The sequence below is a fragment of the Acidovorax sp. Root275 genome, assembly GCF_001428965.1.
Lineage (GTDB): Bacteria > Pseudomonadota > Gammaproteobacteria > Burkholderiales > Burkholderiaceae_C > Acidovorax > Acidovorax radicis.
Window position 1 is genome coordinate 816,590 of the sequence record NZ_LMJH01000010.1, and the last position, 13,935, is coordinate 830,524.

A 13,935-nucleotide genomic window follows, 5' to 3' on the forward strand; every position below is an offset into this window, starting at 1 on the left:
GCATCAGGTTGAAAGGTTTGGCCTGCAATCATCGATAATTTCGATGATTGAAATTTCGGGTTTTTTGCCATGCTGAAACTTTCCCTCGAAGCCATCGAACTGGTGGATGCGATTGCCCGCTACGGCTCGTTCGCGGGCGCCTCGGAGCGGCTGCACAAGGTGCCGTCCACCATCTCCTATGCCGTGGGCAAGCTCGAGGAGCAACTGGGCCTGGCCCTGTTCACGCGCAACGGGCCGCGCGTGGCGCTCACGCCCGCGGGGCACGAGCTGCTCAAGGAGGGCCGCTGGCTGCTGGCCTCGGCCCGGCAGCTCGAATCGCGCCTGCGGCAGATCGCCACCGGGTTCGAGTCCGAGCTGCGGCTGGTGCACGACTCGCTGATACCCACCAGTGCGTTCAACGACGACATCGCGGCCTTTGAAGGGCTGCACTGCGGCACGCGCCTGCGCATCGGCTGCGAGGCGCTGACGGGCACCTGGGAGGCGCTGCGCGACGGGCGCGCCGACATCATCGTGGCGGCGGGCGAAGGCCCCGCCGGCGGCGGCTACAAGGCCGTGGCGGTGGGCAGCCTGGACTTCGTGTTCTGCGTGACCGCGTCGCACCCGCTGGCGCGCCTGGGTCGGCCGCTCACGCGCAGCGACCTGCTGGAGCACACGGCCGTGGTGGTGGGCGACGGGGCGCGCACGCTGTCGGACCGCACGGTGGGCCTGCTGTCGGGCCAGCGGCGCATCACCGTGCCGTCGATGCAGGCCAAGATCGCCTGCCAGGCCGCCGGGCTGGGCCACGGTTTTGTGCCGCGCGCCTGCGTGCGGGTGGAGCTGGAAAACGGCATCCTGGTGGAGGTGCCGGTGGAGGAGCCCCGGGCCGATGAGACCTTCTGGCTGGCCTGGAAGCCCGAGCACCGGGGCGAGGCGCTCAAGTGGTGGTGCGAGCGGCTGGCCCGGCCGCTGCTGCCCGGGATCCTGCCGTACTAGGGATCCTCTGCACGAATCGAGCTGCCAAGTGTGCGCTGCGGATCGGGATGGACTGCAAGGCGCAAAACGCGGCAATAGCCGTAGCTATTGCGAGTATTTGCAACGCCGCAGGCCGCCCGAGACCGCAGATGCACACAGCGCGATGATTCGTGCAGAGGGTCCCTAGGGGCCCGGCGGAAGCCGGCACTACACTTTTGATAGCTGTTTGCGCTCGCCAGACAAGCGGTAGGCAGCTTTTTTATCTTAGAAAGTCAGACTTAGCGCCACTGCTGCGCGAAGAACTGCACCACTTGCGCCTCCAGCACCGCGTGGTAAGCCACGCGGTCGAAGCTTGCAGGATTGGCGGCGGCGTCGCCCGCGTCGGACGGCAGGCTCTGGACAGGCTGGGCCATGAAGGCGAAGTGACCTGCGCCGGGCACGGTGGCCGCCTGCGCGGTGGTCAGATTCGCGGCCACCAGCCCGCCGTGGTACTTGCCCGTCAGCACGGCATCCTGCTCGGCCACGCGCAGCAGCACCGGCACGGTCACGGCTTTCAGGCTCTCGGGGGTGAACACAACGGCCATGGGCGCCAGGGCGACGATGGCGCGGATGCGCGGGTCGGGCACGGAGACCAGGGCGCCGTCCGGCACCACGTTGGCGGGCGTGGCCGTGTTGGCAGCGGCGACCGGCTGCGGCGCCTTGGGGCCCTGGGCCAGGCCGCAGAAGCCGGGGTCGTCCTGCACGCTGCGGCAGTGCTGCGCGGCACGGGCGGGCTCGGCCTGCGCGCCGGCCAGGGCCAGCACGGTGTAGCCGCCGGCCGAGTGGCCCAGTGCGCCGATGCGGCCGGCCGGAATGCGGGGGCCCCACTCAGGGCTGGCCAGCAGCGCGTCGAGCACGCGGCTGACCTGGCGCGGGCGCTCGCCGAAGTAGCGGCCCGAGGTGATCATGGAGCGGTCCTGCCAGTTGTCACCCGGGTGGCGCACGGCGGCCACCAGGTAGCCCTCGGCCGCCAGGCGCGTGGCCAGGTTGTGGTGCGCGAGTTCATTGCCGCCCGTGCCGTGCGACACCAGGATCAGTCCCTTGAGCGGCTCGGCCGACACGGGCGCGCCCAGGCCGACCACTGGGCGCCAAGGGCCCAGCTGCACCACGCCTGCACTGCGCACGGTGGGGTAGAACAGCGCGACGTTGATCGGCTCGTCACCGGGCACGACCAGGGTGCGCAGGCCGGCGTGCTGGGCCGATGCGGGGCCTGCCAGTGCGGCCAGCGCCACGAAGGCGGTGGCCGCCACGGACCGGACGTGCCGCGCTGCCCACCGCAGAGCGAGGGAAAGAAGAATGAGGAGGATCACGGTGCGCCTTTCGTCTTGGAGTGCCAGGGGCCGCGACCGTGGAGTGACGATCGGTGCAGCATGGCGGCACTGTAGGCACCGCGGGCCGGCAGAGGCAACGGCATGCGACGAAACGCAAGGGCGTGGCGCGAAACGGCAGGCGACGGGCGCGGGCCGTGTGCGAACCGGGCGTTAACGCGCGCTGGGTGGGCGGGTTGTGACCCGTCCGGGTGGCCGGCCTCCCGGCCACCCCGTGCGCGTCAACCCAGCGCTTTGAGCAGCGCGTGCGCCGCCGGCTCCGACGACGCCGGGTTCTGCCCGGTGATCAGCAGCCCGTCGGTGACCACGTGCGGCTGCCAGTCGGCCTGCTTCGTGTACAGGCCGCCGTGCGACATGAGCATGTTCTCCACCAGGAAGGGCACGACGTCCGTCAGGCCCGCAGCGGCCTCCTCGCCGTTGGTGAAGCCCGTCACATTCTTGCCGCGCACCAGGGGCGTGCCGTCTGCCGCCTTGACGCCGCGCAGCACGCCGGGCGCGTGGCACACGGCCGCCAGGGGCTTGCCAGCGGCCAGGGTGGCCTCGATGAGGGCGATGGACTGCGTGTCGTACGCCAGATCCCACAGCGGGCCGTGGCCGCCGGGGTAGAACACGGCGTCGAACTGGGCAGCGTTCACCTCGGACAGCTTCAGGGTGCTGGCCAGGTGCGCCTGGGCGGCGGCATCGCCCTTGAAGCGGCGCGTGGCGTCGGTCTGCGCATCGGGCGCATCGCTCTTGGGGTCCAGCGGGGGCTGGCCGCCCTGGGGCGATGCCAGGGTCACCTCGGCCCCCGCATCCTTGAACACGTAGTACGGGGCGGCAAACTCTTCGAGCCAGAAACCGGTTTTCTTGCCGGTGTCGCCCAACTCGCTGTGGGATGTGAGAACCATAAGGATGTGGGCCATAGCGATCCCTTTCTGGGGTTGAGTGAAACGTCAAGCCGCCCACCGTACCCGCAATCCGCGCAGATGCGCCCTGGTGCGGCGCAGGTTGCGGCGTTGGCTTACAGCGCCGCTTCGAGAATGCGCCGGCTGACGGCGGGCGTGATCTCGCGCTGCTCGCCCAGCGTGACCATGCCGTGCGCCTCCAGCTGCGCCACCACGGCACCTACGGTGTCGGCGCCCAGGCCATAGCCCGACAGGCGCGTGGCGATGCCCATGCTTTCAAAGAAGCCGCGCGTGCGGTCGATGGCGGCGGTGATGCGCTCGTCGTCGGTGCCGGTGGTGATGCCCCACACGCGCTCGCCGTACTGCAGCAGCTTGGCGCGCTTGGCACCGCGGCGCTCGTGCAGCAGCGCAGGCAGCACGATGGCCAGCGTGCGCGCGTGGTCGATGCCGTGCAGCGCCGTGAGCTCGTGGCCGATCATGTGCGTGGCCCAGTCCTGCGGCACGCCCGCGCCGATCAGGCCGTTGAGCGCCATGGTGGCCGCCCACATGAGGTTGGCGCGGTCGTCGTACACGGGCTCGGGGGCGGCCAGCAGGCGCGGGCCGATCTCGATCAGCGTCTGCAGGATGCCTTCGGCAAAGCGGTCCTGCACGGGTGCGTTGACCGGGTAGGTGAGGTACTGCTCCACCGTGTGCACGAAGGCATCGACCACGCCATTGGCCAGCTGCTGGGGTGGCAGTGTGTAGGTCTTGGTGGGGTCGAGCACCGAGAACACGGGGTAGGTGTGGTTACTGCCAAAGGCCAGCTTGGCGCCTTTGGCACGGTGGGTGATGACGCCGCCGTTGTTCATCTCGGAGCCCGTGGCGGGCAGCGTGAGCACGGCGCCGAAGGGCAGCGCGGCGGTGACGTTGCGTCCGTGCTTTTCCAGAATGGCCCAGGGGTCGCCGCCTTCGAACTTGACGGCCGCGGCGATGAACTTCACTGCATCGATCACCGAGCCGCCGCCCACCGCAAGCAGGAAGTCGAACCCGCCGCCCTCGATCTGCGCGACGGCCTTCATCGAGGTCTCGTAGCTGGGGTTGGGCTCGATGCCGCTGAAGGTGGCGTGCTGGCGTCTGGCGAGTGCCGTGCGCACCTCGGCCAGCGTGCCGGTCTTCTCGGCGCTGGCGCCGCCCACGAGGATGAGTACCTTGGCGGCGGCGGGCACGAGCTTGTCCAGGTCGGCGATGCGGCCCTGGCCGAAGGCGATGTGGGTGGGGTTGTGGAAGTCGAAGTTCAGCATGGGGATCCTTGGTGGTGGAAGCGAGACCAATGGGTCACTGGCAGGCGCCGGTCAACATGCAACGCAGGCGGCGCTGGCGCCCGTGGTCCGAAAAGACAAAACGGCCCAGGCATGGAGGCGATGCACGCGGCATCTGCAACGCCACACGCTCTGCACGCCACGGCTCCGTTGGCCCCCTCGGCGGCCAGGTTGGCGCTGAGATTGTGTCGCGATTGCGCCGGCCGCCGGTCGCCTTGGCAACAGAGCCCGTGCTGGCGTGCAGGGCAACGGTCGCCACCCCAAGCGTTCTAAGCTCGGGGAGGTTAAACGACGCCCTAACGCGCCAACACCAGCACCGCAAACCCGCCCAGCACCAAAGCCGCAATCCCCGCAAAGGCCGCGATGCCAACGACCAGTGCCTTGACCGCCCACTGCCAGCGGCCCCGCCCGCCTCCGGGCATCGAGCGCAAGCCCCACAGGAGCAGGACCACAGCGACACACAAAGTGCCCAAGGCAATGGCAAACGCCGAGCCGATGCAAGTCATGCCAAAGGTGCCACAACCCGCCGCATGCCCAAAGCCGCTGAGTGCGGCTGCCGCCGCCCCCAGGCCCACCAGCAGGACCGCCAGGCCGACCCCAACGGGAGCCGGCACCGCAGGAGCAGAGGAGGAATGATTCGGCTTCATCGGTCAACCCAGGGCCGGCTGCCACGGCAGCGTGGCGTCAGTCAACGCCATCTGCCAGAGGTCGGCGTAGACCGGGAACGCCTGCATACGGGTTTCGTCGGACTCAAGCTCCAACGCCTCATCGGTCAGCGCCCGCACGCTCCAGTCGGCAAACGCTGCGTACCGCCGCCCGTGCATGTCGATCAGCACCGAATGCAGAGCACTGGTGGTGCAGGCCACGTACCGCCCGTTGGGGCTGACGAAAAAATAGCGCACCTCGGCCGGCACGAGGGCGGCCATGGGCAGGGCGCGATGCAATGCGTCGGCCCATTCGGGGGCTGTGGGAGTGGACATCGGGGAAAGCTTTGGTGGGCGCGGGTGAAGAAATGCCGCACCGCGGACGCATCCGTGTTGGGGCACTGTACCCCGGCGTCCGAAAATCGAGGCCGTGCCCTGCCCAAACGCCACGGCAGTCTGCGTGCGGAGCCAGTGGCAGGGTTCTCGTGCCCACAACACCCATCCGTTTTAGCTTGCGACAAATACTGTATTTGCATACAGTCTCCACATGTATGCAAAACGCGTGCAGAACAACCCAGAGAGCAAATCTCCCCATGATTGACCACATGACTTTCCGCGTGACCGACATCGGCCGCGCCAAGGCTTTCTACGGCGCAGCCCTTGCGCCCCTCGGCTACAGCCTGTGTTTTGAGGGCAACTACGGCTCAAACATGCTGGGCTTCGCCTACCCCGATGCATCCGAGCCCGATGGCAAAAAGGCCGATGTGTGGTTCATCGACGGACCGTCGCCGTACGGTGGCCCGCCAGCCACCACGGGCTGCCACCTGGCGTGGCGGGCGGCAAATCGGGCGCAGGTGGATGCCTTCTACGCCGCAGCCATCGCCGCCGGCGGCAAGGGCAATGGCGCCCCCGGCCTGCGGACCGACTACCACGAGCACTACTACGGCGCCTTCGTCATCGACCCCGAGGGCAACAACGTGGAAGCGGTGTGCCACCTGCCAGAGTAGGCGGCCTTTTTGCGCTTGGAACGGCGCGGCAAGTACCTGGGTCGTACCCCGCGGAACTGGCTTTTCCGCTCACTGGGAACGAGCCCTTGGGCTGAAGCCTGCAACCGCAGTCTGCCGCGCAGGCATGGACAGATAGAAGATCCCTCGTTTGGAGCGAGCACCGAGTGGCGCGGCGCTCAAACCGGGCATGAATGCATCAGTCCAGCTTCACGCCCGCCGTCTTGATGATTTCGCCCCAACGTTTGGACTCCGCCCGCGCCATCGCACGGAACTGCTCCGGCGTACCCGGCAGGGCTTCCATGCCGAAGTCGTTCATGCGCTTGACCACGGCGGGGTTCAGCAGGGCCTTGTTCAGGTCACCGTTCAGTCGGGCCGTGATGGCCGCGGGCAGGCCGGCGGGCGCCAGGATGCCCTGGAAGGCGAACACCTCCGTGTTGGGCACACCGGCTTCGGCCAGCGTGGGCACGTCGGGCAGCGCGGCCACGCGCTTGGCCGAGCCGATGGCCAGGGCGCGCACCTTGCCGGAGGTGATCACGGGCAGGCCGGCGGCCAAGTCCAGGAACATGCAGGGCACCTGCCCGCCCATCACGTCCTGCAGCGCAGGCGCAGCGCCCCGGTAGGGGATGTGCGTGAGGAAGGTCTTGGTGCGGTTCTTGAACATCTCCATCGCCAGGTGGTGCGGCGAACCGTTGCCGGGAGATGCGTAGTTGAGCTTGCCGGGGTTGGCGCGCGCGTAGGCCAGGAATTCCTTGACCGTCTTGGCTTCGAACGCGGGGTTGACCACCAGCGCCAGCGGAAAGCGGCTGATGCCGCCCACGTAGGTGAAGTCTTTCTCGGGGTTGAACGGCAGCTTGGTGAACAGGTGCTCGTTGAAGGCCAGCACGGCGTTGTCGGCCGACATGAAGGTATTGCCGTCGGGCTTGGCGGTGGCCACCATCTGCGCGCCGATGTTGGTGGACGCGCCGGGGCGGTTATCCACGATGATCTGCTGGCCCAGGGTCTGGCGCATGGCCTCGGCCACGGTGCGCGCCAGCACGTCGGTGCCGCCGCCGGCCGGGTACGGCACGACCCAGCGCAGGGGTTGGTCAGGCCAGGCGGCCTGCTGGGCAGCGCCCCACGGGGCTGCGGTGGAGGCGCCTGCGGCGGCCAGGGCGGACAAGAGGGTTCTGCGTTGCATGGGGCTGTCTCCTTGTAGTTACTATGAATTTAATAGCTGCTAGCGCTTGACTATCAAGCGGTAGAGGCTGTTTTTATTGATATTTTGCACCTGCTGCGGGAGCCTGGGGGCTGAACACGGTGTTCCATCGCTCGGCCCTGGCTTCGACAGGCTCAGCCCGAACGGGCGAGGGGTGGGCTGGCAGGCGCGCCCTGCAGAACGAGCGGTGCGCGGGGCCCGCCCTGCCGGACAAGGCCACTGCACATTCGCTCGCAACCGCTACTGCTAACGCTGCCAGCAGCCACTGGCTGTGGCGACGGTTGCAGTTGCAGTGGCCGTCGCGGCTCAGGCTCAGGCTTCAGGCGCAGCAATCGTCTGGTCGATGGCGCCAAAGATGCTGGCGCCGTCCTTGCCCTTGACCTCGATGCGGATGGTGTCGCCGAACTTCATGAAGTCCGTGCTGGGCTTGCCGTCCTGGATGGTCTCGATGCAGCGCTTTTCGGCGATGCAGCTGTAGCCCTTGGGCCACTCGGTGCGGCCGCTGGCGTCGGTGATGCCCTTGTTGCTCACGGTGCCGCTGCCGATGATGGAGCCGGCGCGCAGGTTGCGCGTCTTGGCCACGTGGGCGATCAGTTGGCCGAAGTGGAAGGTCATCTCGGGGCCGGCGTCGCACATGCCGACCTTGCGGCCGTTCCAGGTGGACTGCACGGTCAGGTGTACGCGGCCATGGTCCCAGGCGTCGCCCAGCTCGTCCAGCGTCACGGCCACGGGGCCGAAGGCGGTGGCGGGCTTGCTCTGGAAGAAGCCGAAGCCCTTGGCCAGCTCGGCCGGGATCAGGTTGCGCAGGCTCACGTCGTTGGCAATCATCACCAGGCGGATGCCGTCCAGCGCCTGGTCAGCGTTGGTGCCCATCTTCACGTCGCCGGTGATGACGGCAATCTCGGCCTCGAAATCGATGCCCATGGCTTCGCTCGGGACCACCACGTCGTCGCGGGGGCCGATGAAGTCGTCGCTGCCACCCTGGTACATCAGCGGGTCGGTGTAGAAGCTCTCGGGCACCTCGGAGTTGCGCGCTTTTCGCACCAGTTCAACGTGGTTGATGTAGGCCGAGCCGTCAGCCCACTGGTAAGCGCGCGGCAGCGGTGCCATGCACTGGGCGGGGTCGAAGGGGAAAGCGTGGCGCGCGCGGCCGCTGTTGAGCTGGTCGTACAGGTCCTGCAGCTGGGGCGAGAGGAAGCCCCAGTCGTCCAGCACCTGCTGCAGCTTGCTGGCAATGCCGGTCGCATAATGGGCTGTGCCCAGGTCGCGGGAGACGACAACCAGTTGGCCGTCGCGCGAGCCGTCTTTGTAGGTAGCGAGTTTCATGGTGGCAGGACCTTTGTCTCAAGGGGTTGAAAGTCTTCACCCAACACGAATTACGCTTGGGTAAATTGATTTAACTAAACAAAACTCGCAAATTTTAGTGCACATGGACAAAGAACGTGCAGGAATTCAATCGGTCGAGGTGGGTTTTGCCCTGCTGGAGGGGCTGACACGCTCGCGCGGGCCACTGATGCTCAAGGATGTGGCGGCCTCGGCCGGCATGAGCGCGGCCAAGGCGCACCGGTATCTGGTGAGCTTTCAGCGCCTGGGCCTGGTCACGCAGGACCCGCGCAACGCGCGATACGACCTGGGCCCCGCCGCCCTCAAGCTGGGGCTGGCCTCGCTGGCCCGGCTCGATGCCGTGCGCCTGGCGCGCGAGCGCATGCCCGAGCTCATGGAAAGCATCGGCCACACCTTGGCGCTGGCCGTGTGGGGCAACCACGGCCCGACCATCGTGCACTGGGAGGAATCGCCTCAGGCTGTCACTGCCAACTTGCGGCTGGGCGACGTGATGCCGCTGTTGTCGTCGGCCACCGGCCGCTGCTTTGCGGCGCACATGGCGCCTGATGTGGTGGCCCCGCTGCTCAAGGACGAGTTGGCCCGCGCCGTGAAGATGCGGCGCACCGACCTGCCCTCCACCATGACCGAGGTGAACGCCCTGTTGGCCGAGGTGCGCACGCGCGGTGCCGCCCGCGTGGTCGACACCCTGCTGCCAGGCATCGTGGCGTTCTGCGCGCCCGTGTTCGATTCGGACGGGCACCTGGAGCTGGGCATCACCACGCTGGGCTCCATCGCCACCTTCGACCCCGAGTGGGGCGGCGCCATTGACGTGCCGCTGCGCGCGGCTGCCGCCCAGCTCTCCAGTGATCTGGGCGCAGGCAGCGCCTGACACCCGCCACCGTACAGCGACCGACTGGATGCCACGACAGGCCCTGGTTCTCATCACCGCCTTGGTATTGGCCTTGCACTGGCTGGTGCTGCACGGCGTGCCCCTGGCCTGGGACAGCCCTCAGCAGCCGATGGCGGGCCGCGTCTTCAGCACGCGCAGCGTGGCAGCCGCGCCACCCGCTCCAGCCCCCGTTGCGGCCCCAACAGCCGCGCCCACCCCGCCTGCGGCCATAGCGGCCAAGCCCGTGGTGCGCAGAAGACAGGCGCCACCCGCCCCCTCCCCGGCTGCAGCAGATCCGACGGTTGCGGCGCCCGAGGCCTCTGTGCAGGTGGCGGGTGCAGAGGCCAGCGCAAACTCCACCGCCGCGGCGCCAGCACCAGACATTGCCACGCCAAGCACAGCCACCCCAGCATCACCCCCCCCGGCCGAGGTGCCGGCGTCAGGGGCTTCGGCACCGTCTGCAGAAGAAACCACCGCCGCCGGGATCGACATCGCGCCCCCTGGCTCCGGCACAGACCGCACTGCAGGCGCCCCACCGCCCCCCGTACGGATTCCGGCCCCCACCCGGCTGGTGTTCGACGTGAGCGGGCAGGCCAAGAAGTTCGCCTACAACGCCCGTGCCGAGCTGCTCTGGCAACACGACGGCAGCCGCTACGAAGCGCGCCAGGAGGTCAGCGCCTTCCTGGTGGGCAGCCGTACGCAGCGCAGCGTGGGCGCCATCACGGCCCAGGGCCTGCTGCCCGAGAAGTTCTCCGACAAGTCCCGCAGCGAGCAGGCTGCACATTTCGACCATGCCAAGGGCCGGGTGACCTTCAGCGCCAACACGCCCGAGGCCGCCGTGGGCCCTGGCGCGCAGGACCGGCTGAGCCTGTTTATCCAGCTGGGCGCCATGCTGGCCGCCGACCCCGTCCGTTTTGTGCCCGGCACCCAGGTCACCATCACCACCGTGAGCGCCCGCACCGCCGACCGCTGGACCTTCACCGTGGAGGGCCCGGAAACGCTGGATCTGCCTGCAGGCCCCACCCCCGCCTTGAAGCTGCTGCGCCTGCCCCGCAAGGACTACGACCAGAAGGCCGAGCTGTGGGTGGCGCCCAGCCTCAACTACCTGCCAGTGCGCATCAAGCTGACCCAGGCCAACAGCGACTTTGCGGACCTGCTACTGCGCAGCAGTGGCGCACCTTGAGGCGTGGTCGGGGCAAGGCCGACTGAAGCTGGGCTCCGCGAGAGAGAAGGCGGCAGAGCGGACGGCTGCGACACCCCCTCCTGCATCAAAGTGTTGCGCCCGAACGCCACCCGAGCCCTGGAGCGGTAAAAAACCCGCACGAACCCGGTCGCATCACTTTTTCATGAAATACTGGAACGCAGCAGAGAACCAAGCCCAGAGCGGGCTTCCCCTGATAACCGATCCGTAGGACAAGGCGTTACGCGCCTTGCCAGCGTTTCCTGGAAGCTGCCTTGGGCCTTGAACTCTGCGAACCCGCTGTCATCTGACATCTATATCGACAAGGGGAACACGATGCACATGCTCTACGACTCAGAATCCTTCGTGGTGGTCCACATGCTGCCCGACGCCGTGGAGAAAAAGAGCACCCAGGCGCTCAACGACACCGCCCCCGCAGTTCCCCAGCTCGCACGCCATGGCTTTGAAATCGTGGACAAGCGTTCGGGCAAAGAGGTGTACCTGGACGGTTCCTGGGCCGAGATGTTCCAGGAGCAGATCCTGGCCTGGCAGCGCGACACCCCCACGCAAGAAGAAGTGGAAGACGCCTTGGACCGTTATGCGGGCCTGGCGCAGAACCCCGTGGTCGTGCACTGATCCACCTGCGGTTCAGCTGTTTCTACTGCAACGGTAGCGGCACACCCGGAGGCCCTACGGGCCTCGCCAAAACCCGGGGCTGGGGGAGCATGCCCTCCCCGCCTTCGGCTCTATACATCGATCACTTCAGGCGCCAGGCCCTGCATGTACCGCCCATGCATCGCCACGTAGGCGGCCTCGATGTCGCGCGCAAACTGACGGGTGTTGAACAGTGGGGACTGGGCTTTTTCCGCTTGGAGTTTGTCGCGGAGCGCTTTCAGGCGCGCAGGATCCCGCGCGAGTGAGATCGCCAGAGCTTCATACTCTGCGGCGCTGTGGGTCACGAGTTCCGGCAGGCCCACGGCATGCAGCAGGCTCGCCGCCACACGCGCCGCAAACGATTCTCCCAGCCGCGTAAGCACCGGTAGACCCGCCCACAAGGCATCACTGGCCGTGGTGTGGGCGTTGTAGGGCAAGGTATCCAGAAACAGGTCGGCCAGCCGGTGGCGCGCCAGGTGCTGATCCAGAGGCAGGCGCTGTGCAAACACCAGCCTCTCAGGCGCCACGCCGCGCGCCTGCGCCTCACGCCGCAGGCTGCCCTCCACAGCAGGGTTATCTGCCAAAAGCCAGAGAACGCTGTCCGGAACCGCCTGCAGGATGCGCATCCAGCTATCAAAGACCTGTGGAAGGATCTTCTGGTTGTTGTTGAAACAGCAGAACACGCGCCCTGTCGCAGGCAACCGTGCCTCCTCTCTGGTGAAGACCCGATCACTGATTGCGCGCTGCGAGTCATTGACTTGGTAGCTGTGCGGCAGGTAGGCGAGTTTTTCGGTGAAATGGATCTGCGCCTGGGCTGGGACGACCACCTTGTCGGCAATCACGTAGTCCATATAGTTCGCACCGGTCGTCCCCGGGTAGCCCAGATAACCGGCCTGGATGGGTGCGCAGCGGTGGGCAAAAATGCCAAATCGGCAGCCCGTCGTGAAACCCATCAGGTCAATGGCGATGTCAATGCCCAGCTCCCGCGACAAGCGGGCGATATCGGTCTCGCTGCGCTCGCGCACGTCGATGAAATGGTCGAAACCTGCGACCAGACGCGCGCGCATGGCATCCGTCGCGGGAGGTCCAAACGAAAACGCAAACCACTCGAAGCGTTCACGGTCATGGACTTCGAAAAGCTGCGCTATCAGATACGAAGTGGCGTGGCCGTGGAAATCCGCAGAGTAGTAGCCGACCCGGATCTTGCCTCCGCCAGCACGCGCAAGGATGGGGCCCAGGACGGTGGACTCTGGGAAATCCTGCTGCACGGAAGCTTGTGCCGCCTGCTTATGCAGCTCGGGCGCGTCGAACAGCGAAAGAGCGATGAAGGGCTTCACACCCAGCTCACCGGCCCGGATACTCTGCTCACATTGCGCCATATCGTCCGCCAGGTGCCTCCAATCGCCGGTCTTGAGCCGACTGCTCGCAAGATACCCCAGCAAATACTTGGCATCTGGCTTGAGGCGATACACCGCCATGTAGTCGGCCACGGCATCCTCATGCCGATTGAACCGGATGTGCAAATTTGCGCGGTTGTAGTGCAGGTCCGGCCTTTCAGGCGCCAACCGGATCGCCTGGTCGTAGGCGGCCAGTGCTTCGGCATACCGCCCCGCCTCCAGCAATGAAAGAGCCAGAAACGACAGGATCTCCACATCTTGCGGGCTCAGCTGGACAGCCCTCTGAAAAGCCGTCACGGCATTCGACAATTGGAAAAGGCTGCGCTGCGCGAGCCCCAGGTTCTTGTGGGCCTGGACCAGTTTTTCATTGCCCTGAATGGCGGCCTCGAAGTGCGCAATGGCCTGCGTCCACTGCTCCCTTTGCGCCAGGATCGCGCCCTTGCCGTTGTTGGCTTCCGCATGCTGCGGCCGCAGAGCGATGACCCGGTCAAAGCACTGCAAAGCCTCGTCCGGGCGGCCTGCGTCGGCATGCAGCATGCCCATGTTCTGACACGCATCCACGTCGTCGCTGTCCAGGGCAAAGGCCTGCTCATAACATTTCAGCGCCTCTTCCAACCGGTCGAGCTGGCGCAAGGCATTGCCCTTGTTGTTGAACGCGGCCGCCAGACGGGGCTGGAGGGCAATCGCCTGGTCGTAGCTCGCAATGGCATCCAGGGGCCGCGACAGCTCTTTCAGGGTGATCCCCCGGTTGACATAGGCCTCGGCGAAACCAGGGCGCAGGCTGATGGCCCGCTCAAAGTGCGCCAGTGCTTCGTCATGGCGCTTCAAAGCACCCAAGGCAAGCCCGCGATTGACATGGGGAGCCGCATCCTCTGGCACCAGCTTGATGGACTGGCCGATCAGATCCACCGCCATTTGCAGATGGCCCGCCTGGTACGCCAGCACACCTTGCATGTGCAGGGCGCCAACGTTTTTCGGATCATTCTTCAAAATGGTGTTGTAGAGCTGGTTGGCCTGCGCAAGGCGTCCCTGCTGGTGCGCTTGCATGGCCTGCTCCAGCCACGCGGCCAGCTGGGCTTTCGTTGCTTGGGGAGGGCGTACGCCGAAGTTGTAGTGAATGCTCATGGTCGGGGATGTGCAACGGAT

13 protein-coding genes are annotated in these 13,935 nt (G+C 66.8%); 5 read left to right on the forward strand and 8 right to left on the reverse strand.

The window, feature by feature from the left end; translation table 11 throughout:
- Window positions 1-69 precede the first annotated feature (69 nt).
- Window positions 70-972, forward strand: coding sequence for a LysR family transcriptional regulator (locus ASE52_RS23080; RefSeq protein ID WP_057229521.1), 903 nt, complete (start codon window positions 70-72; stop codon window positions 970-972).
- Between the two features lie 257 nt (window positions 973-1,229).
- Here the strand turns inward: ASE52_RS23080 and ASE52_RS23085 are convergent, their stop codons facing one another.
- The 5 genes from ASE52_RS23085 to ASE52_RS23105 form a co-directional block, all read right to left on the reverse strand.
- The gene (locus ASE52_RS23085; RefSeq protein WP_241777083.1) at window positions 1,230-2,300 is read right to left on the reverse strand and encodes a hypothetical protein; all 1,071 of its coding nucleotides are present in this window, start codon (window positions 2,298-2,300) and stop codon (window positions 1,230-1,232) included.
- 239 nt (window positions 2,301-2,539) lie between these two features.
- Window positions 2,540-3,220 carry a type 1 glutamine amidotransferase domain-containing protein gene (locus ASE52_RS23090; RefSeq protein ID WP_057229525.1) on the reverse strand — a complete coding sequence of 227 codons (681 nt, stop codon included), beginning with the start codon at window positions 3,218-3,220 and terminating at the stop codon, window positions 2,540-2,542.
- Between the two features lie 98 nt (window positions 3,221-3,318).
- Entirely contained in the window at window positions 3,319-4,482 is a 1,164-nt protein-coding gene (locus ASE52_RS23095) for an iron-containing alcohol dehydrogenase (RefSeq protein WP_057229527.1), read from the reverse strand.
- Between the two features lie 314 nt (window positions 4,483-4,796).
- Window positions 4,797-5,114: a hypothetical protein gene (locus ASE52_RS23100; protein ID WP_057229530.1), complete on the reverse strand. Its 318-nt coding sequence runs from the start codon at window positions 5,112-5,114 to the stop codon at window positions 4,797-4,799.
- Window positions 5,115-5,150: 36 nt separating this feature from the next.
- Complete coding sequence (locus ASE52_RS23105) at window positions 5,151-5,480, reverse strand: hypothetical protein (RefSeq protein ID WP_057229532.1); 330 nt, start codon at window positions 5,478-5,480, stop codon at window positions 5,151-5,153.
- A 257-nt stretch (window positions 5,481-5,737) separates the two neighbouring features.
- On the opposite strand from ASE52_RS23105, the gene ASE52_RS23110 reads away from it, so the two are divergent.
- Window positions 5,738-6,151, forward strand: a complete 414-nt coding sequence (locus ASE52_RS23110; protein WP_057229534.1) for a VOC family protein — start codon at window positions 5,738-5,740, stop codon at window positions 6,149-6,151.
- Window positions 6,152-6,347: 196 nt separating this feature from the next.
- On the opposite strand, the gene ASE52_RS23115 is transcribed toward ASE52_RS23110, so the two are convergent.
- Window positions 6,348-7,328, reverse strand: coding sequence for a tripartite tricarboxylate transporter substrate binding protein (locus ASE52_RS23115; protein WP_057229536.1), 981 nt, complete (start codon window positions 7,326-7,328; stop codon window positions 6,348-6,350).
- A 330-nt stretch (window positions 7,329-7,658) separates the two neighbouring features.
- Window positions 7,659-8,672 (reverse strand): fumarylacetoacetate hydrolase family protein, encoded by a 1,014-nt coding sequence (locus ASE52_RS23120; protein ID WP_057229538.1) that lies wholly within the window; start codon window positions 8,670-8,672, stop codon window positions 7,659-7,661.
- A gap of 103 nt (window positions 8,673-8,775) precedes the next feature.
- Here ASE52_RS23120 and ASE52_RS23125 point away from each other — a divergent pair, with 103 nt between their 5' ends.
- The 3 genes from ASE52_RS23125 to ASE52_RS23135 all read left to right on the forward strand — a co-directional run bounded on the left by ASE52_RS23125 (window position 8,776) and on the right by ASE52_RS23135 (window position 11,374).
- Entirely contained in the window at window positions 8,776-9,558 is a 783-nt protein-coding gene (locus ASE52_RS23125; RefSeq protein ID WP_010462987.1) for an IclR family transcriptional regulator, read from the forward strand.
- 28 nt (window positions 9,559-9,586) lie between these two features.
- The gene (locus tag ASE52_RS23130) at window positions 9,587-10,741 is read left to right on the forward strand and encodes a DUF3108 domain-containing protein (RefSeq protein ID WP_057229718.1); all 1,155 of its coding nucleotides are present in this window, start codon (window positions 9,587-9,589) and stop codon (window positions 10,739-10,741) included.
- 333 nt (window positions 10,742-11,074) lie between these two features.
- Complete coding sequence (locus ASE52_RS23135; RefSeq protein ID WP_010462989.1) at window positions 11,075-11,374, forward strand: DUF3567 domain-containing protein; 300 nt, start codon at window positions 11,075-11,077, stop codon at window positions 11,372-11,374.
- A 110-nt stretch (window positions 11,375-11,484) separates the two neighbouring features.
- Here ASE52_RS23135 and ASE52_RS23140 read toward each other — a convergent pair whose 3' ends face one another.
- Window positions 11,485-13,914 (reverse strand): tetratricopeptide repeat protein, encoded by a 2,430-nt coding sequence (locus tag ASE52_RS23140; RefSeq protein ID WP_057229540.1) that lies wholly within the window; start codon window positions 13,912-13,914, stop codon window positions 11,485-11,487.
- Between the last annotated feature and the right edge of the window lie 21 nt (window positions 13,915-13,935).